At 69.9% G+C, this 17,812-nt stretch carries 18 protein-coding genes; 12 read left to right on the top strand and 6 right to left on the bottom strand.

The annotated features are described in order from the left end of the window. Positions 1-2: 2 nt before the first annotated feature. Positions 3-461 carry a DUF421 domain-containing protein gene (locus tag D9599_RS13575; protein WP_198381763.1) on the bottom strand — a complete coding sequence of 153 codons (459 nt, stop codon included), beginning with the start codon at positions 459-461 and terminating at the stop codon, positions 3-5. After that, positions 458-901: a hypothetical protein gene (locus D9599_RS13570; RefSeq protein ID WP_198381762.1), complete on the bottom strand. Its 444-nt coding sequence runs from the start codon at positions 899-901 to the stop codon at positions 458-460. The genes D9599_RS13575 and D9599_RS13570 overlap by 4 nt, the downstream gene beginning before the upstream one ends. Before the next feature lie 261 nt (positions 902-1,162). Here D9599_RS13570 and wrbA point away from each other — a divergent pair, with 261 nt between their 5' ends. The 12 genes from wrbA (at position 1,163) to D9599_RS13510 (ending at position 13,958) form a co-directional block, all read left to right on the top strand. Then, complete coding sequence (gene wrbA, locus D9599_RS13565; protein WP_198381761.1) at positions 1,163-1,765, top strand: NAD(P)H:quinone oxidoreductase; 603 nt, start codon at positions 1,163-1,165, stop codon at positions 1,763-1,765. A gap of 133 nt (positions 1,766-1,898) precedes the next feature. Then, positions 1,899-3,182: a phosphopyruvate hydratase gene (gene eno / locus D9599_RS13560; protein WP_198381760.1), complete on the top strand. Its 1,284-nt coding sequence runs from the start codon at positions 1,899-1,901 to the stop codon at positions 3,180-3,182. Between the two features lie 210 nt (positions 3,183-3,392). Continuing rightward, positions 3,393-3,722, top strand: coding sequence for a septum formation initiator family protein (locus D9599_RS13555; RefSeq protein ID WP_232480471.1), 330 nt, complete (start codon positions 3,393-3,395; stop codon positions 3,720-3,722). Between the two features lie 226 nt (positions 3,723-3,948). Continuing rightward, positions 3,949-4,995, top strand: a complete 1,047-nt coding sequence (gene pdhA, locus D9599_RS13550; protein WP_198381759.1) for a pyruvate dehydrogenase (acetyl-transferring) E1 component subunit alpha — start codon at positions 3,949-3,951, stop codon at positions 4,993-4,995. A gap of 1 nt (position 4,996) precedes the next feature. Then, entirely contained in the window at positions 4,997-6,454 is a 1,458-nt protein-coding gene (locus D9599_RS13545; RefSeq protein ID WP_198381758.1) for a pyruvate dehydrogenase complex E1 component subunit beta, read from the top strand. A gap of 14 nt (positions 6,455-6,468) precedes the next feature. Continuing rightward, positions 6,469-7,839 (top strand): pyruvate dehydrogenase complex dihydrolipoamide acetyltransferase, encoded by a 1,371-nt coding sequence (locus D9599_RS13540; RefSeq protein ID WP_198381757.1) that lies wholly within the window; start codon positions 6,469-6,471, stop codon positions 7,837-7,839. 31 nt (positions 7,840-7,870) lie between these two features. Next, complete coding sequence (locus D9599_RS13535) at positions 7,871-9,274, top strand: hypothetical protein (RefSeq protein ID WP_232480470.1); 1,404 nt, start codon at positions 7,871-7,873, stop codon at positions 9,272-9,274. A 10-nt stretch (positions 9,275-9,284) separates the two neighbouring features. Next, positions 9,285-9,764 (top strand): GNAT family N-acetyltransferase, encoded by a 480-nt coding sequence (locus D9599_RS13530; RefSeq protein WP_198381755.1) that lies wholly within the window; start codon positions 9,285-9,287, stop codon positions 9,762-9,764. 28 nt (positions 9,765-9,792) lie between these two features. Next, complete coding sequence (gene lpdA / locus D9599_RS13525; RefSeq protein WP_198381754.1) at positions 9,793-11,187, top strand: dihydrolipoyl dehydrogenase; 1,395 nt, start codon at positions 9,793-9,795, stop codon at positions 11,185-11,187. A gap of 72 nt (positions 11,188-11,259) precedes the next feature. Next, complete coding sequence (gene lipA / locus D9599_RS13520; protein WP_198381753.1) at positions 11,260-12,321, top strand: lipoyl synthase; 1,062 nt, start codon at positions 11,260-11,262, stop codon at positions 12,319-12,321. After that, a complete protein-coding gene (locus D9599_RS13515; protein WP_198381752.1) occupies positions 12,321-12,812 on the top strand; it encodes a type II toxin-antitoxin system RatA family toxin in 492 nt (163 codons plus the stop codon). Before lipA ends, D9599_RS13515 begins: the two co-directional genes overlap by 1 nt. 81 nt (positions 12,813-12,893) lie before the next feature. Continuing rightward, a complete protein-coding gene (locus D9599_RS13510) occupies positions 12,894-13,958 on the top strand; it encodes a low specificity L-threonine aldolase (RefSeq protein ID WP_198381751.1) in 1,065 nt (354 codons plus the stop codon). Here D9599_RS13510 and D9599_RS13505 read toward each other — a convergent pair. Genes D9599_RS13505 through D9599_RS13490 form a run of 4 tightly spaced genes read right to left on the bottom strand, consistent with a single transcriptional unit; the run spans position 13,955 to position 17,683 of the window. Further along, on the bottom strand, positions 13,955-14,443 hold the full coding sequence (locus tag D9599_RS13505; protein ID WP_198381750.1) for a CinA family protein: 489 nt from the start codon (positions 14,441-14,443) through the stop codon (positions 13,955-13,957). The genes D9599_RS13510 and D9599_RS13505 overlap by 4 nt on opposite strands. Beyond that, positions 14,443-14,883 (bottom strand): phosphatidylglycerophosphatase A, encoded by a 441-nt coding sequence (locus D9599_RS13500; RefSeq protein WP_198381749.1) that lies wholly within the window; start codon positions 14,881-14,883, stop codon positions 14,443-14,445. Before D9599_RS13500 ends, D9599_RS13505 begins: the two co-directional genes overlap by 1 nt. Beyond that, the gene (locus D9599_RS13495) at positions 14,883-15,728 is read right to left on the bottom strand and encodes an alpha/beta fold hydrolase (protein WP_198381748.1); all 846 of its coding nucleotides are present in this window, start codon (positions 15,726-15,728) and stop codon (positions 14,883-14,885) included. Before D9599_RS13495 ends, D9599_RS13500 begins: the two co-directional genes overlap by 1 nt. Then, positions 15,725-17,683: a lytic transglycosylase domain-containing protein gene (locus D9599_RS13490; protein ID WP_198381747.1), complete on the bottom strand. Its 1,959-nt coding sequence runs from the start codon at positions 17,681-17,683 to the stop codon at positions 15,725-15,727. The genes D9599_RS13495 and D9599_RS13490 overlap by 4 nt, the downstream gene beginning before the upstream one ends. Positions 17,684-17,812: the final 129 nt, after the last annotated feature.

The following is a 17,812-nucleotide window of genomic DNA, read 5'->3' as shown; positions in this document are numbered from 1 at the left end:
CTCTAGGCGCGCCCGGTCGGGGCGCGCGGGATGATGCTGATCTGGCCGCTCACCTCCAGCAGGGCGAAACGGATCTCCTCCGGCTCCGTGATGCCCTGCAGGCGGGCGGCCTCCAGGATCTCATCCATGGCAACGCGGCTGTTCGCCATCTGCCGTTCGTCCGGCTGGCCGTTGCGGATCAGCACCGTCGGGACACCCTCGAAGTGGCGCGCTGCCCCGGGCCAGACAGCCTTGGCCTTTGCGTAGGCCATGGTGAGCGTCAGCAGGGTGATGATCACCACGAAGCCGCTGGTGAGGCTCGCGTCGTCCCCGAGCAGGGACTGCTGGATCATGTCACCGGTAATCAGCAGCACCACGAGGTCCACCGCACTCATTTCTCCCAAGGTCCGCCGGCCGGAGAGGCGGAGCAGGATGGTGAGGCCAAGCCAGGCGATGGCGGTGCGGAAAATGATGTCGGTCATGGCCAGACGAGCGCCTGTATGCGCACGGGGTCGCCGCCGGGGACATACACCGCGCCCTCGATCCGCAGCGCGGCGTGGCGGGGATGGACCCGCAGGCGGATGAGCGGCGCCGCCGGCGGCGCGGCGGTAAGCGCCACGACATGACAGGTGCCGCCGGCGTCCAGCTCCTCCCGCACCGCAGCGGGCTCGATGAGGGTGACCTGCCAGGCTAGCCCGAAGGCGTGATCGAGGCAGAAGCGCGCCTCGCTGCCCTGTCCTCCTGCAAGCCGGAGGTCGAGGGTTGAGCCGGCATCCGAGCGCTGAAACCGGTCGTAGGCGACCCTGATGCTGCCATCGGCGGCGCGTGCCTCGGCCTCCGCCAGGGGGCCGTCACCGAAGGCTCCTCCGGCGGCGAGCAGGAGCACGGCCACCATGACCCGCCACGCGATGCGGGAGGCCATCCAGACCCGCCGCTGCAGGCCGGCTCGCGCGTCGATACGCGCAATCGTTGACGGGGTTTGCATGAGGCGCCGAACGCGGGCGCGGCACGTTTGGCAGAGCGGGATGACGCTATTGTCATGCCGCAGCGTGAATGACGGTTATCCGCCTCCCGGGTTTTGACGCCGGGCCGAAGCCACCTAAGTCCCGACCATCGTTGCGGCGGCACCCCAAGCTGTTTCGCGGGCGCCGCGCAGATCCCGTATCGAAAGGAAGCTCATCGGATGGCGAAGGTCCTGGTCCTCTACTACTCCAGCTACGGCCATATCGAGGCGCTGGCAGAAGCGGTTGCGGAGGGCGCCCGCTCCGTGCCCGGCACCACCGTCGATATCCGCCGCGTGCCCGAGCTGGTGCCGGAGGAGGTGGCTCGGAAGTCCCACTATAAGGTGGACCAGGCGGCGCCTGTCGCGACGGTTGCGGAACTGCCGGGCTACGACGCCATCATCATCGGCACGCCGACCCGCTACGGGAACATGGCCGCGCAGATGAAGAACTTCCTCGACCAGACGGGCGGGCTCTGGGCCACCGGTGCGCTGGTAGGGAAGGTGGGCTCCTCCTTTACCTCCACGGCCAGCCCGCATGGCGGGCAGGAGAGCACGATCCTCGCCACGAACAACGTGCTCTATCATTTCGGCATGGTGATCGTGGGCCTGCCCTACAGCTATGCACCGCTGACCGACATCACGAAGGTGCAGGGCGGCACCCCCTATGGCGCCAGCACCATCGCGGGCAGCGACGGCAGCGCGAAGCCGACGGAGGACGACCTCGGCGGGGCCCGATTCCAGGGCGCGCATGTCGCGCGGATCGCGGCCAAGCTGGCGGCCTGATCCACCGGTCTTGGTCTTCGGCCGGGAAGGGCAGGTGGCGGCATCGTTACGGCCGCACACTTGCCTGCCATCCCGGCTGGCCCTATCCGCTCCGGGTCCCGGAAACGCGGGGCAAGGCCGGGAGACAGCACAGATGAGCGCCATTTCCGACATCGTTGCCCGCGAGGTGCTCGACAGCCGCGGCAACCCCACCGTGGAGGTGGAGGTGATGCTGGACAGCGGGGCTATGGGCCGCGCCATCGTTCCCTCCGGCGCCTCAACGGGCGCGCATGAGGCGGTGGAGCTGCGCGACGGCGACAAGTCCCGCTACGGTGGCAAGGGCGTGCGCAAGGCCTGCGCCAATGTCGAGGGCGAGATCTTCGATGCCCTCTCCGGCCTCGACGTCACCGACCAGGTGAAGATCGACCAGACGATGATCGAGCTGGACGGGACGCCCAACAAGGCGCGGCTCGGCGCCAACGCGATGCTCGCGGTCTCGCTCGCCTCCGCTAAGGCGGCAGCGGAACATTACGGCCTGCCGCTCTATCGCTATGTCGGCGGCACCTTCGCCCGCACCCTTCCGGTGCCGATGATGAACATCATCAACGGCGGCCAGCATGCGGACAATCCGATCGACATCCAGGAATTCATGATCATGCCGGTGGCCGCCGGCACGGTGGCGGATGCGGTGCGAATCGGGTCCGAGGTGTTCCAGGCGCTAAAGAAGAAGCTGCACGACGCCGGCCACGCGACGAATGTGGGCGACGAGGGCGGCTTCGCGCCGAACCTGAAGAGCGCCGAGGAGGCGCTCGACTTCATCACCCAGGCCTGCGAGGCGGCCGGCCACCGGGTGGGCGAGGACATCATGTTCGCCCTCGACTGCGCCTCCACCGAGTTCTTCAAGAACGGTACATACGACATGGAGGGCGAGGGCAAGAAGCTCGATGCCGGGGGCATGGTGGACTACCTGGCGGGTCTCTGCGGCCGCTACCCGATCGTCTCCATCGAGGATGGCTGCGCCGAGGACGACTGGGAGGGCTGGAAGCTGCTGACCGAGCGACTCGGCGGCAGCGTCAACCTCGTGGGTGACGACCTCTTCGTGACCAACCCCGAGCGCCTGCGCCAGGGCATCGAGCGCGGCGTCGGCAACGCCATCCTGGTGAAGGTGAACCAGATCGGCACGCTGACCGAGACGCTGGAGGCCGTAGAGATGGCGCATCGCGCTGCCTACAAGGCCGTGATGTCGCATCGCTCCGGCGAGACGGAGGACGCGACGATCGCCGACCTCGCGGTGGCCACGAATTGCGGGCAGATCAAGACCGGCTCGCTGTCGCGCTCGGACCGGCTGGCGAAGTACAACCAGCTCATCCGCATCGAGCAGGATCTCGGCCCCGCCGCACGCTACGCCGGCCGTACGGTTCTGCCGCGGGGGCGCTAGCCTCTGCCGCGGGGACGTTAGTCCGCCGCCGCGGGGGCGCTTGGCGTCCCCACACGGGCGTGGACCGCGTTTTCGGCGCCACGCCCGCATATTTTTGCCCCATTTTTCATCGCATTGGCTCGAAACGCCTTGCGCGACAGCCCTGGTGTCAGTCTACTCACGGCCAGGGGATCACTTTTGATCAGCCTAAGCTCTTCGGGGGAGGGGCAGTTGGCTTTCTTCAGCGGTGTGAAGCGCCGGGCGCAAGCCTTGGTGCTTCCAGTAATCTTCTTCGCGCTGTGCGGCTACTTCGCCCACCACGCGATGAACGGCACGCGCGGCCTGATCGCGCGCGATGCCCGCAATGCCGAGATCGCCCAGGCCCGCCTCGTGCTGGCCGAAGCGGAGGCGGAACGTGACGCCATGGAGAGGAAGGTGGCCGGCCTGCGCGCCGAGCACCTCGACCGCGACATGCTGGAGGAGCGCGCCCGCGCCCTGCTGAACGTCGTCGCGCGGGACGAGATCGTCGTTCCCTACGCGCCGAACCGGCGCCTTTTCTGATCTCGGTTAGCATAGGCAGCGGGGCCCGCGCTTAGGGTTCTGCCCGGCCGAAAGGGCGTTTATGCCCTCCTCAACCTCGCAAATGCGTCATGACCCCTGCATGAATCGTCATGTCGCGGTGCAACATCAATAACTTAGCTGAGTCCTATAACTTGCTGATCGGCATGGGTCACCGTATCTGCCCCTAGGAAGCCGCTTCTCGGGCGGCTTGAACCAGGAGCAGCCCATGGCCAACGGGACGGAAAGCGCGACAAAGCGCGGCGGCGCGAACGGGAAGGAGGCGGCTCCTTTCTCAGCTCCCTCCACAGGGCACAACCAGGACCTGTTGTCCCGCGCCTACCGCGACATGCTGCTTATCCGCCGCTTTGAGGAGAAGGCGGGCCAGCTCTACGGCATGGGCCTGATCGGGGGCTTCTGCCACCTCTATATCGGCCAGGAGGCCGTGGTGGTGGGCATGCAGATGACCCTGCAGGAGGGCGACCAGGTCATCACCTCCTACCGCGACCACGGGCACATGCTGGCAACCGGCATGGAGGCCCGTGGCGTGATGGCGGAGCTGACCGGGCGGATCGGCGGCTATTCCAAGGGCAAGGGCGGGAGCATGCACATGTTCTCCCGCGAGAAGGGCTTCTACGGTGGCCACGGGATCGTCGGCGCCCAGGTGGCGCTCGGGACCGGCCTCGCCTTCGCGAATTGGTACCGCGAGAATGGCGGGGTGAGCCTCGCGTATTTTGGCGAGGGCGCCTCCAACCAGGGCCAGGTCTACGAGAGCTTCAACCTCGCCGCCCTGCTGAAGCTGCCCTGCGTCTTCGTCATTGAGAACAACCGCTATGGCATGGGCACGAGCGTGGAGCGCGCCTCCGCCTCGAAGGACCTGTCGAAGAATGGCGCACCCTGGGGCATCCCGGGCGAGCAGGTGGACGGCATGGACGTGATGGCCGTGAAGGCCGCCGGCGAGCGGGCCGTGGCGCACTGCCGCGAGGGCAAGGGGCCCTACCTGCTGGAGATGCTGACCTACCGCTACCGCGGCCACTCCATGTCCGACCCCGCGAAGTACCGGACGCGCGAGGAGGTGCAGAAGATGCGCGAGCAGAGCGACTGCATCGAGCATGTCCGCAAGCTGCTGCTGGAGGCCGGCCGGAGCGAGGCCGATCTGAAGGCGGTGGATGACGAGGTGAAGGCGATCGTGGCGGACGCCGCCGAATTCGCCCAGTCCAGCCCCGAGCCGGACGAATCCGAACTCTGGACCGACGTTCTGGTGGAGACCCGCTGAGATGGGCGCGACGATCCTGATGCCCGCGCTTTCCCCCACCATGACGGAGGGAAAGCTCAGCCGCTGGCTGAAGAAGGAAGGCGATGAGGTAAAGTCCGGCGACGTGCTCGCCGAGATCGAGACCGACAAGGCCACCATGGAGGTGGAGGCTGTGGACGAGGGGCGCATCACGAAGCTCCTGGTCCCCGAGGGCACGGAGGGCGTGCAGGTGAATGCCGCCATTGCCGAGCTCGACGGCGGCGACGGCAGCGCGGCCCCCGCGGGCGATGCCGGCACGCCCGCCACCCAGCAGGGCAGCAAGGCGGCTTCCGTCGATCTGCCGGAATCGAACGCCACGCAGCACGGCGGCGAGGTCGCGAAGGTGGCCAAGACCGCCGAGGATTACGGCCAGGTCTCCGCCCGCGGCGCGGCGCGCGACGAAGGAGTGGCCGCCCAGGCGAAGTCCACCGAGGCCGCGCCCGAGAAGGACTGGGGCGAGACAAAGCCCATCACGGTGCGCGAGGCGCTGCGCGACGCCATGTCGCTCGAGATGCGCGCCGACAAGGACGTGTTCCTGATGGGCGAGGAGGTCGCCCAGTACCAGGGCGCCTATAAGATCTCGCAGGGCATGCTGGACGAGTTCGGGCCGCGGCGCGTGCTCGACATGCCGATCACCGAGCACGGCTTCACCGGCATGGCCGTCGGCGCGGCACTGACCGGGTTGAAGCCAATCGTCGAGTTCATGACCTTTAACTTCGCCATGCAGGCGATCGACCACATCATCAACTCGGCCGCGAAGACCTTGTACATGTCCGGCGGCCAGCTCGGCTGCCCGATCGTGTTCCGCGGCGCCAACGGCGCGGCGGCACGCGTGGCCGCGCAGCACAGCCAGGACTACACCTCCTGGTACGCGCATGTGCCGGGCCTGAAGGTGATTGCGCCATGGTCCTCGGCCGATGCGAAGGGCCTGCTGCGCGCGGCCATCCGCGACCCGAACCCGATCATCTTCCTTGAGAACGAGATCCTCTACGGCCAGACCTTCGACTGCCCGGTGGCGGAGGACTTCGTCCTCCCGATCGGCAAGGCGAAGGTGGAGCGCAAGGGCAGCGACGTCACGATCGTCTCCTACTCGATCATGGTCGGCCTCGCGATGCAGGCGGCGGCGGAGCTTGAAAAGGCGGGGATCTCGGCGGAGGTGATCAACCTCCGCACCATCCGCCCGCTCGACATCGAGACGGTGCTCGCCTCCGTCCGCAAGACGAACCGGCTGGTGACGTTGGAGGAGGGCTGGGCCTTCGCCAATATCGGCGCCGAGGTCGCGATGCAGGTGGTCGAGGAAGCCTTCGACTACCTCGACGCGCCGCCGGTCCGCGTGGCCGGCCTCGACGTGCCGATGCCCTATGCCGCCAACCTCGAGAAGCTGGCGCTGCCGACGGTGGCGCAGGTGATCGAGGCGACGCGCAAAGTGACCTACAAGTAAGGGGCGCGCGCACCATGGCAACGAACATCCTGATGCCCGCGCTTTCCCCGACGATGACGGAGGGGACGCTCGCCCGCTGGCTCAAGAAGGAGGGCGAGCAGGTCAAGTCGGGCGACGTGATCTGCGAGATCGAGACCGACAAGGCCACGATGGAATTCGAGGCCGTGGATGAGGGCATCCTCGGCAAGATCCTCGTGCCCGACGGGACCGAGGGCGTGCAGGTCAACCAGCCGATCGGCGTGATGGTGGAGGAAGGGGAGGCGGTGCCTTCGGGCGCACCCGCCGCCGCGCCTGCCGCCAAGGCCACGGAATCCTCGCCTTCGCCCTCCGGCAGTCCCGCGCTGGAGGCCATGCAGGCCTCGGGCGGCAAGGTCGCGGGCGCGCCGGAGCAGCCGGTGGTGCCGGATACGCCGAAGCCGCAGGCGCCCGCACCCGCACCCCAGGCGAATGGGCAGGCCGGGCGCATCTTCGCCTCCCCGCTCGCGCGCCGCATGGCGGGGCAGGCGGGGCTCGACCTCGGCTCGATCAAGGGTTCTGGCCCGGGCGGGCGGATCGTGAAGGCGGATGTGGAGGCGGCCCAGGCGGCCCCGAAGCCCGCCGCGCCCGCGCCGCAGGCTGCTGCAGCACCGGCCGCCGCCCCGGCACCTGCCGCGCCGAAGCCCGCCGCGCCCGCGCCGGTCATCACCGCCCCGCACAAGGCGGTTCCGCATTCCTCCATGCGCAAGGTCATCGCCCGCCGCCTGACGGAGGCGAAGCAGACCATCCCGCACTTCTACGTCTCGATCGACGTGGAGTTGGACGCGCTGATGAAGCTGCGTGCCGACCTCAACGCGCGCTCTCCGAAGGAGGGGCCGGGGGCCTACAAGCTCTCGGTGAACGACCTCGTCATCAAGGCGACGGCCGCGACGCTGCGGAAGCTGCCGCAGACGAATGCGACCTGGACCGACAACGCGATGGTGATCTACGACGACGTGGACATCAGCATCGCCGTGTCTATCCCCGACGGGCTGATCACGCCGATCATCCGCAAGGCCGACCAAAAAGGCTTGGCCACCATCTCCAACGAGATGAAGGACCTTGCCGCTCGCGCGAAGGCCGGGAAGCTGAAGCCGGAGGAGTTCCAGGGCGGCGGCTTCTCCATCTCGAACATGGGCATGTTCGGGGTGAAGGAGTTCTCGGCCATCATCAACCCGCCCCAGGCCGGCATCCTCGCGGTTTCCGCCGGCGAGAAGCGGCCGGTGGTGAAGGACGGGCAACTGGCGGTCGCGACTGTCATGACGGTCACGCTCTCGGTCGACCATCGTGCCATCGACGGCGCGCTGGCGGCGGAATGGGTCGCGACCTTCAAGTCGATCGTCGAGGATCCGCTGAGCCTGATGCTCTGATGCATCCGGCGGCCGGCGCGGAGAGGTGACGATGCTCGCCCGCTGGGGGAGGGGTGGAAGGCCGGTGGTGCTGGCCTTCGCCCTCTGCTTCGCCGCGCTGCTGGTGGCGGGGCTGCGGGCGCCGCCGCGCGACCTCTCCTATGGCGATCAGTCCTTCTACGCGACAACCGCCTGGGACCTGCTGCGCTGGGGCACCTTCTCAGACGGCTTCTTCGACCGCGTGGACAGCGCGGTGGAGGCGCCCCCGCCGGGCATGTTCCTCGGGCCCGTTTACCCGCTGCTGCTGGCGGGCGTCATGTCGGTGGAGCCCGCGTTGCGGGAGGCGGCGGGCTGCATGGTGCAACACACGCCCTCGGCCGATGTCGCGGCTCGCTGCCCGGCCTATGGCGGGCTGGTGCGGCCGCTGCACATGGCGCTTGTCGCGGGGGCGCTGGCCTTCCTGATGGCGGCGGCGCGGCGAGTGAGCGGGAGCTTGGCTGTAGCAGGGCTCGCCACCGGAATCGGACTGGTCCTCTGCCTCGCCTACGCGCGGCTCTTCAGCCTCGCCATGACAGAGAGCCTGGCGCTCTTCCTCTTCTCCGGTGCGGCTTACACCTTCATGCGGGCGCTGCTGGATGGCGGGCGCGGAGCGGCGCTGCTAGGCGGGCTGTTCTTCGGCCTGCTGCTGCTCACGCGGCCGAGCCATGTCGTGCTGCTTCCGCTCGCGTTGTTGGCGCTGCTTTACGTAGCGATGCGGCCGGCCCCCTCCGGACGGCGGATTGCCGCGACGGCGCTCTTCGCCCTCGGCGTCGCGGCCGTCACACTGCCCTGGGCGGCGCGGAACGAGGCGGTGCTCGGCCGTTTCGCGCTCACCGCCGGCTATGGCCCGGCGGTGCTGATCGAGCGCATGGCGTATAACGAGATGACGCCGGGCGAATTCGGCGCCTCCTTCCTTTACTGGCTGCCGGATTTCGGCGACAGGCTGGCCGAGCGGCTCTTCGGGCACGAGACGGTGCGGCGGCTGGATTGGAACCAGCCGGACAGCCTCTACGACATCGGCCAGCACCGCCGGCACGCCGCGCTCGAGGCGCCCGGCCGGATCGACGACCTCGTGCCGGGGCTGCTACGGGATGAGGTGATCGGCCGGCCCGTCGCCTATGCGGCCTCCACCCTCTCCCTCGCCTGGCGGGGGCTCTGGGTGGGACGGAATGTGGGGATCGTCGTGATTCTGCTGCTGCCGCTCGGGCTGATGGCAGCGCATCGAGCGCGGCGGCTGCGGCTCTGGGCGCTCTATGCCGCGCCTGCTTGGATCATGCTGGTTGTCCATGCCGGGGCGTCGGTGAACCAGGAGCGCTACAACCTCGCGCTGATCCTTGGCCTCTCGGTTGCGGCTGCCTGGGCCATCCTCTCGCTCGCCGCCAAGCGCTGGCCGGCGCTGCGCGGCGCGCAGGCCTGAGGGGGGCCGGATGGACAGTTTCACTCTGCGCGACGCTGCGCCGGACGATCTGCCCGCGGTGCTGCGCCTCGTGCGTGCCCTCGCGGAGTACGAGCGGCTTTCCCACCGCGCCGTCGCGACGGAGGAGGATTTCCGTGCGCTTCTCTTCGGGCCCGCGCCGCTGCTTCACGCGGTGCTGGCGGAGCTGGGCGGCCGGGTGGTCGGCGGGGCGCTCTGGTACAACAACGTCAGCACCTTCACGGGCAAGCCGGGCATCCACCTCGAGGATATTTTCGTCGAGCCCCCGCACCGGGGTCTCGGGATCGGCCGCGCCTTCTTCCGCCACCTCGCGCGGATCGCGGTGGAGCGTGGCTGGGCCCGGCTGGACTGGCAGGTGTTGGATTGGAACGAGCCCGCCATCAAGTTCTACGAGGGGCTGGGCGCCGAGGCGCTCGACGAATGGCGCGGGCGGCGGGTGAGCGGCGACGCTCTCGCGCGGCTGGCAAGCTAGTACTGGCGGGACAGGAAGGAGGGTCGCGATGGCCGACGAGTTCGATCTGGTGGTGGTGGGCGGCGGGCCCGGCGGCTACGTCGCGGCTATCCGCGCCTCGCAGCTGAAGATGAAGGTGGCGGTTGTCGAGCGCGAGAACCTCGGCGGCATCTGCCTCAACTGGGGCTGCATCCCGACGAAGGCCCTGCTGCGTGCGAGCGAGATCAACCACCTCCTGCACACGCTGGATGCCTATGGCTTCTCGGCCGACAACATCCGCTACGACTTCCAGAAGGTCGTGAAGCGCTCTCGCGCCGTGTCCGGGCAGCTCTCGGCGGGCGTGAAGGGGCTGATGAAGAAGAACAAGGTGACCGTCTATGACGGCACCGCGAAGCTCGCCGGGCCGGGCAAGCTGTCGGTCACGAAGGACGGCAAGCCGGTCGCGGAACTGGCCGCGAAGAACATCATCCTGGCCACCGGCGCCCGCGCCCGCGTGCTGCCGGGCCTGGAGCCGGACGGCAAGCTCATCTGGTCCTACCGCGAGGCGCTGGTGCCGGACACGATGCCGAAGTCGCTCATCGTCGTCGGCTCGGGCGCCATCGGCAGCGAGTTCGCGAGCTTCTTCCTCAACATGGGCGCGCAGGTGACGCTCATCGAGGCGCTGGACCGCATCCTGCCGGTGGAGGACGCGGAGATCAGCGCCTTCGTCCACAAGGCCTTCACGAAGCAGAAGATGAACGTCCTGACCGGCGCCAAGGTCGGGAAGGTCACGAAGTCGGCCAATTCCGTGACCGTGAGCGTCGAGGTCGGCGGGAAGGTGCAGGAGATCACGGCGGACCGGCTGATCTCGGCCGTCGGCATCGTCGGCAATGTCGAGGATCTTGGCCTCGAGAACACCAAGGCGAAGGTCGAGCGCTCCCACATCGTCATCGACGAGCTCTGCCGGACTGGCGAGCCCGGCCTCTACGCGATCGGCGACGTGGCTGGTCCGCCTTGGCTGGCCCACAAGGCCTCTCACGAGGCGATCATCTGCGTGGAAGGGATTGCGGGGCTGCACCCGCACGCCATGGATGTCAGCAATATCCCGGGCTGCACCTATTGCCGCCCGCAGGTTGCCAGCGTCGGCATGACTGAGGCGCGTGCCAAGGAGGCCGGGCACGAGGTGCGGGTCGGGCGCTTCCCCTTCATCGGCAACGGCAAGGCCATCGCGCTGGGCGAGCCCGAGGGGCTGGTGAAGACGGTGTTCGACGCCAAGACCGGCGAGCTGCTGGGCGCCCATATGGTCGGGCCCGAGGTGACGGAGCTGATCCAGGGCTACGGCATCGCCCGCACCCTGGAATCCACCGAGGCCGAGCTGATGCACACCGTCTTCCCCCACCCGACCGTCAGCGAGGCCATGCACGAGGCCGTGCTTGATGCCTATGGCCGGGTGATCCACATCTAGCGGCCGGAACCCGCTTCCACCCCCATCGCCCCGCGTCCGGACACTCCGGGGGCGGGGTTTAGGATGACACCCATGGCCACCCGTATCCTGGTGGATCACCGCGCCGGCGGCGCCACCGCCGCCGAGGCCTCGGCCGTCCTGGCCGTGCCGGAGGCGCCCGCGATCGCGCGCATCGTGCCGAGCGCCGCCCCGGCCGCGCTGCGCCACCCTGAGAAGGCGAACCGGCCGGACAACCCGATCAAGCGCAAGCCGGACTGGATCCGGGTGAAGGCGCCGACCCATCCGGTCTATCACGAGACTCGCAACCTCATGCGGGACAACAAGCTCGTTACCGTCTGCGAGGAGGCGGCCTGCCCAAATATCGGGGAGTGCTGGTCGCAGCGCCACGCGACCATGATGATCATGGGCGGGATCTGCACCCGCGCCTGCTCCTTCTGCAACATCACCACGGGCATGCCGCACGCGCTGGACGAGGACGAGCCGCGCCGGGTGGGGGATGCGGTCGCGGCCCTCGGGCTTCGCCATGTCGTCATCACCTCGGTGGACCGGGACGACCTGAAGGATGGCGGCGCGCTGCACTTCGCCCGCACGATCGCGGCCATCCGGGCCGCGGCGCCGGAGACCACGGTGGAGATCCTGACCCCCGACTTCCTGCGCAAGGACGGCGCGCTTGAGGTGGTGGTCGAGGCCCGGCCGGACGTGTTCAACCACAACCTTGAGACTGTTCCGCGCCTCTACCCGACCATTCGGCCCGGCGCGCGTTACTTCCATTCCCTCCGCCTGCTCGATGAGGTGAAGCGGCTGGACCCCGGCATCTTCACCAAGTCGGGCGTCATGGTAGGCCTGGGCGAATCCCGTTCCGAGGTGCTGCAGGTGATGGACGACATGCGCTCCGCCGAGATCGACTTCCTGACCATCGGGCAGTACCTGCAGCCGACGGTAAAGCACGCCGCGGTGGACCGCTTCGTGGAACCCTCGGAATTCGAGGACTATGCCCGCATGGCGCGCGCGAAGGGCTTCCTGCTGGTCTCGGCAACGCCGCTCACCCGTTCCTCCTACCATGCCGACCGCGATTTCGCGGCGCTGCGCGCCTCCCGCGACGCCGCTCTCGGCCGTTCCGTGAACGCGGCCTGATGCCCACCCACGCGGAGCGCAAGCGCCTTCCCTACACCCCCGAGCAGATGTTCGACCTGGTGGCGGATGTGCGCCGCTACCCGGAGTTCCTGCCCTGGTGCGTCGGCGCCCGCGTGATCTCGCGGGAGGAGGGGGAGCTGATCGCGGACCTGACCATCGGCTTCAAGATGTTCCGCGAGACGTTCCGCAGCCGCGTGGGGCTGGAGCGGCCGAGCCACGTGCACGTGGAATACCTTACCGGCCCCTTCCGCTACCTCAACAACCACTGGCGCTTTGCGCCGGTGGAGGGCGGCTGCGAGGTGCAGTTCTTCGTCGATTTTGAGTTCAAGTCGCGTCTGCTGCAGGCGGTGATCGGAACCGTCTTCAACGAGGCCGTGCGCCTGATGGTCCGGGCCTTCGAGCGGCGGGCGATGGCGCTCTACGGCCGCGAGAGGCCAAGCGCGGGGCTGACCGCGCGCCCCAACCCCGCCCCCAAGGCCAGCGAGGGCTGAACCGCCCCCTTGTTCTGCCCCCTGGCCGGGGCGCCGCGCGGCTGGCAGAACCCCCGCGACACGTCGCGAGAGGTTTACGCCATGGTCCATGCCCCAGAGCGCCCCGCTCCCGGTGCGCCCCCGGTTCGCATCAACCTCTACTCCGACACGCAGACGCGCCCGACGCCCGCGATGAAGGCCGCGATGATGGAGGCGGAGGTCGGCGACGAGCAGCACGGCGACGATCCGACGGTGCACGCCCTCTGCGACCGCATGGCGAAGCTGCTGGGCAAGGAGGCGGCGATGTTCCTGCCCTCCGGCACCATGTGCAACGTCGTCGCCCTCAACACCCATTGCCGCAACGGCGACGAGGTGGTGGCGCACGAGACTGCGCATATCCTGACGAGCGAGGGCGGCAGCCACGCGGCTATCGCGGGCGTGCAGATCAACCCGCTGCGCGGGCCGCGCGGGATGTTCGACGCCGAGACGCTGCGCGGCGCCATCCGCTCCCGCAGCCGCTACGCCCCGCCGCAGACGCTGCTCGAGATCGAGCAGACTGCGAATACCGGGGGCGGCGCGGTCTGGCCGGTGGCGGTGCTGAACGAGCTGACGGAGATCGCCCATGGCCAGGGCTGGTCCACCCATATGGACGGCGCCCGGCTGATGAACGCCTGCGTGGCCAGCGGCGTGCCGGCCGACGAGATGTGCGCGGGCTTCGACACGGCCTGGCTGGATTTCACCAAGGGCCTCGGCGCGCCGCTCGGCGCCGTGCTGGTGGGCTCGGAAGAGTTCATCGGCCGCGCTTGGCGGTGGAAGCAGCGGCTAGGCGGCTCCATGCGGCAGGCCGGCATCTGCGCCGCCGCCTGCCTCTACGCGCTGGACCACAATGTGGGCCGGCTGGCGGACGACCACGCGAATGCGCGGACTTTCGCCGCCGGGCTGCGTCAGATCGAGGGCATGTCGGTCGAGGAGCCCGACACAAACCTCGTCTATTTCGATCCGACGGCGGCGGGAATGGCGCCGGCGGCGCTACAGTCGGCGCTGTTGGCGGAGGGCATCTCGGTCAGCGCCCTTGGCGGGCGGCTGCGGGCCTGCACGCATCTCGATGTTCAGGCGCCGATGATTGACGAGGCGCTCGGGGCTGTGCGCCGCATCCTGCGGCACTAGGCGCGCGCCATCTCCGCGGCCAGGCGCAGCGCGGCCTCCACGGTCGCTGCGCGAACCGCGGCGCGGTCACCCGGAAAGACGTGGCGCTCAACCTCGGAGCGGCCGTCGCGGCGGGCGGCCCCAATATAGACGAGACCTACCGGCTTCTCCGCGCTGCCGCCGCCGGGCCCTGCGATGCCGGTGGTGGAGACGCCGATATCCGCCCCGCTCTCCCGCGCCGTGCCCTCGGCCATCCGGCGGGCGCAGGCTTCGGAGACGGCGCCGACGCTGGCGAGGACTTCCTCCGGCACGCCGAGCATCCGTGTCTTCATGCCGTTGGAATAGGTAACGAAGCCGCCGACCACGGCATCCGACGACCCTGGCACGGCCGTGAGCGCGCCGGCGACGAGGCCGCCCGTGCAGGACTCGGCCGTGGCGATGGTCAGGCCGTGCGCGCGGAGGAGTTCCAGCAGTCTGGCCGCTGCCTCGTAGCCTGCTTCTGGCATCAGACCTCTCCCAGCAGAAAACGCGCAGCCAGCAGCACGGCCGCTGCCATCAGCCCTGCCAGCACGTCGTCGAGCATCACGCCCAGGCTCCCCTCCATCCGGTCGGCCCAGCCGATGGGGCCGGGCTTGACGATATCGAGGGCGCGGAAAAGCGCGAAGGCGGCAAGCACCCACCAGAAGGAGGCGCTATGTGCGAGGGCGGCGAGCGCGAGGCACTGCCCGGCCGCTTCGTCCGCCACCACCCAGCCCGGGTCGGCTCGCGCCTCGGGCAGGATGGAGATGGCCCAGTAACCGGCGACGGCAAAGCCGATACCCAGGGCCAGGCACCACCAGGGCCCGAGCAGCGCCGCCGGCAACACGACGAGCGAGCCCCAGGTGCCCGGCGCCGGGCGAAGCCGCCCGATGCCGAGCAGGCTCGCCACGGCCGTGGCGGGGAACATCAGCGGATGGCTTCCAGGAAGCGGTCCAGCGGTTCCGCCACCTCGGGCTCGTTCAGCGTGGGGGCGTGGCCTGCGCCGGGCAGGCTCACCAGCTCAAGGTCCGGCTTGTCCCGCACCATGGCGCGCACCGTGTCGGCGGCCAGGAACTCGCTGCTCTCGCCCCAGACGAGCATGCCGGGAATGGGGCGCAGGCCGCGGAAGACAGGGCCGAGGTTCAGCCCGCCGCCGCCCGCCTCCATCGCCTGCTGGATGCGCGTGTCCCAGCGCGGGTGCAGCCGCCCGTCCGGGCCGGGCTTGTAGGTGAGCGCCGCGAATTGCCGCCAGGCCTCCTCGTCGGGCAGGGGGATCAGCGGCATGACGCTCCGCAAATACCCGATGGCCTCCTCGATCCGCTCGAAGCCCGGGTCGTAGCCGGCGAAGCCGCCGACGAGGCCGAGGCCGCGCGGGTCGATCTTCGGGCCGATATCGTTCAGCACGACCGCACGCAGCAGCGTCGGGCGGAGCACCGAGAGTGCCATGGCCATGATGCCGCCGAAGGAGGTGCCGACCACCGCCGCGCGCGAGACGCCCAGGGCGGCGCAGGCGTCCAGCACGTCGCCCACGGCCTTCTCGGGCCGGTAGCGGGAGAGTTCTGGCGCGCGGTCGCTGTCGCCGTGGCCCATGTACTCAAGGGCGACGATTCGCCGTTTCCCTGCATGGCGCGCGGCCAGGCCCTCGTAGTCCCATGCCGTGCGGCAGATGCCGGTAAGAAGGAGGAGCGGCGTGCGCGTCGGGTCGCCTCGCCATTCCAGCGCGCTGAGCTTCAGCCCATCCCTCGCGCGGACGCGGTGCTGGACCGGCGTCAAGGGGCGGTCATCCAGCGGCGGAGCGGGTGCGGCAGGGCGGCCGTCGAGGGATCGCGCGCGCGGTAGACCACCGTGTTCTCCACGACTCGCTGCACGTAGTTCCGCGTCTCCGAGAAGGGGATCAGCTCGATCCAGTCGATCACGTCCAGCCCCCCTTCGCCCGGCGTGCCATAGGTGCCCAGCCATTCCCCGACCCGCGCGGGGCCGGCGTTGTAAGCGGCGGCGGCCAGGGCAAGGTTGCCGCCGAAGCGCTCCATCTGGTCCGCCAGGTACTGCGAGCCGAGCCGCATGTTGTGTGCGGGGTCGGTGATTAGCCATCCCGGCTGGTGCGGGATGCCCAGCCGGCGCGCCACACCGGCGGCAGTGGCCGGCAGAAGCTGCATCAGGCCGCGTGCATTGGCGGAGGAGACCGCCTCCGGGTCGAAGTTGCTCTCCTGCCGGGCAATGGCGTTGACGATCGCGGGCTCCAGCGCGCCGGGCGGGGCGGGGTAGGGGGCGGGCCAGCCGTCTGGCAGGAGCATCACCCCGTCCGCGCCCGCGCGGCGGGCGATCCAGACCGCGAAGTCCGGCCGGCCGAAGGAGGCGCCGAGGCGGGCGATGAGCAGGCGGTCCGCGGCGTCGGGCGAGAGTTCCTCCATCCGCAGGAGGAAGATGCGGGCGCGCCGGGCGTCGCCGAGATCGACCAGCGCCGCGGCGGCGGCCGCCAGTTCCCGCTCGGGGAAGATCGACGCCGCCTCGGCCGTGGGTTGGGGCGGCGCCGTGGCCCCGATGCGCGCGGCGAGGCGGGTCTCGTCCTCTCCCAACGCCAGGGCGCCGAGCTGGCCGTAGAAGGCGGTACCGAGCTGCGCGGCCTCGCCGTAGCGCGTCCTGGCGCGGGCGGCGTCGCTCGCCTCCAGCGCACGCCCCTGCCAGTAGGCGGCGCGGGCGCGGGTGATGATGCTCGCGCTGCCCTCGGCCAGGGCGGTGAAGTGGCGGAGGGCGGCGGAGGCGTTGTTCAGGCGCCGCAGCGCGATCCAGCCGGCGAGGAACTCCGCCTCCTGCCGCGGCTCGCCCGAGACCTGCCCGTGCTCGGAGACCACCTGATAGGCCAGCCGGTCCCCGCCCTGGCGGAGGAGCTTGCGGGTGAGGATCTGCCGCTCCGCCCAGATCGCCTTCGCGCCCTCGGGCGAGAGGTCACGCTGAAGCGGCGTGGCGGCGGCCCAGGCGGCGGCGGCCTCGGCATCCCGATCAGCCCGGCGGAGCATGCGGGCGCTGGCAGCGAGCAGGCCAAGGTCGTCGGACTGGGTGAGCGGCACCGCCGCCTCCCCGGCCATGGCGAGGCGCGCATCGGCCAGGCCGCGGCGCGAGGGATCGACCCAGGCCGCCGCCCGCCCGGCATCGGAGAGGTCGCGCGAGAGGAAGAGGCGGTCGAAGCGGCGCCAGCGGTCCTCCGCAGTCAGGATGGCGGCATTGCGCTCGGCAAAGCCGGCCTCGGCCGCGGCATCGCCGAAGCCCCCGGCCCAGGCAGCGCGGAGGATGTTGGCGGCCTTGAGCGCATCTCCCGAGCGCGTCAGGGCATCGGCATGGCGCTGCGCGCCGTCGAGCGTCACCGCAGGATTGCGGGCGAAATGAGCGAGGGCACGGGCATCGTCGGGGTCGGCGGCCAGCGCTTCCTCCGCCCGGCGGTTCATCGTCTGGGGCAGGGGCCAGTCGGGGTTGGCGGCCACCCAGGCGGCGAGTTCCGCCCCTGTCCCCTGTCCGCGCTGCTGGAGACGGAGCCAGAGGGCGATCTTCGCCACCAGCGGGTCAGCCTGCGCTGCCGCGGCCTCGGCGGCGGCGTAGCGCCCCGAATTGGCGAGCGCGAGCGCCGTCCGCCCGGCATTGCGCTGCACCTCCCCCGCCCAGGGCTGGGCCGAGACCGGCATGGCGAGCGAGAGGAGGAGCAGGGCCGCGAGCGGCCTGGGGCGGAGAGGCATGACCACCGTTTCTAGCGCGTCCCGAAGCGCGCTGTCCCGCGCCGCATTGCCTTTGTCCCGTCCCTCTTGTTCTGGAATGGGGCACCGCGTAAGCCGGGGAAGGCTGGCGCGGGGGGCGCCGGCACCCCA

Source organism: Roseomonas sp. KE2513, from assembly GCF_016107305.1.
In the GTDB taxonomy this organism is placed as follows: domain Bacteria; phylum Pseudomonadota; class Alphaproteobacteria; order Acetobacterales; family Acetobacteraceae; genus Roseomonas.
Note: the sequence above shows the minus strand (reverse complement) of the source record. Positions and strands in the feature narration are given on the sequence as shown.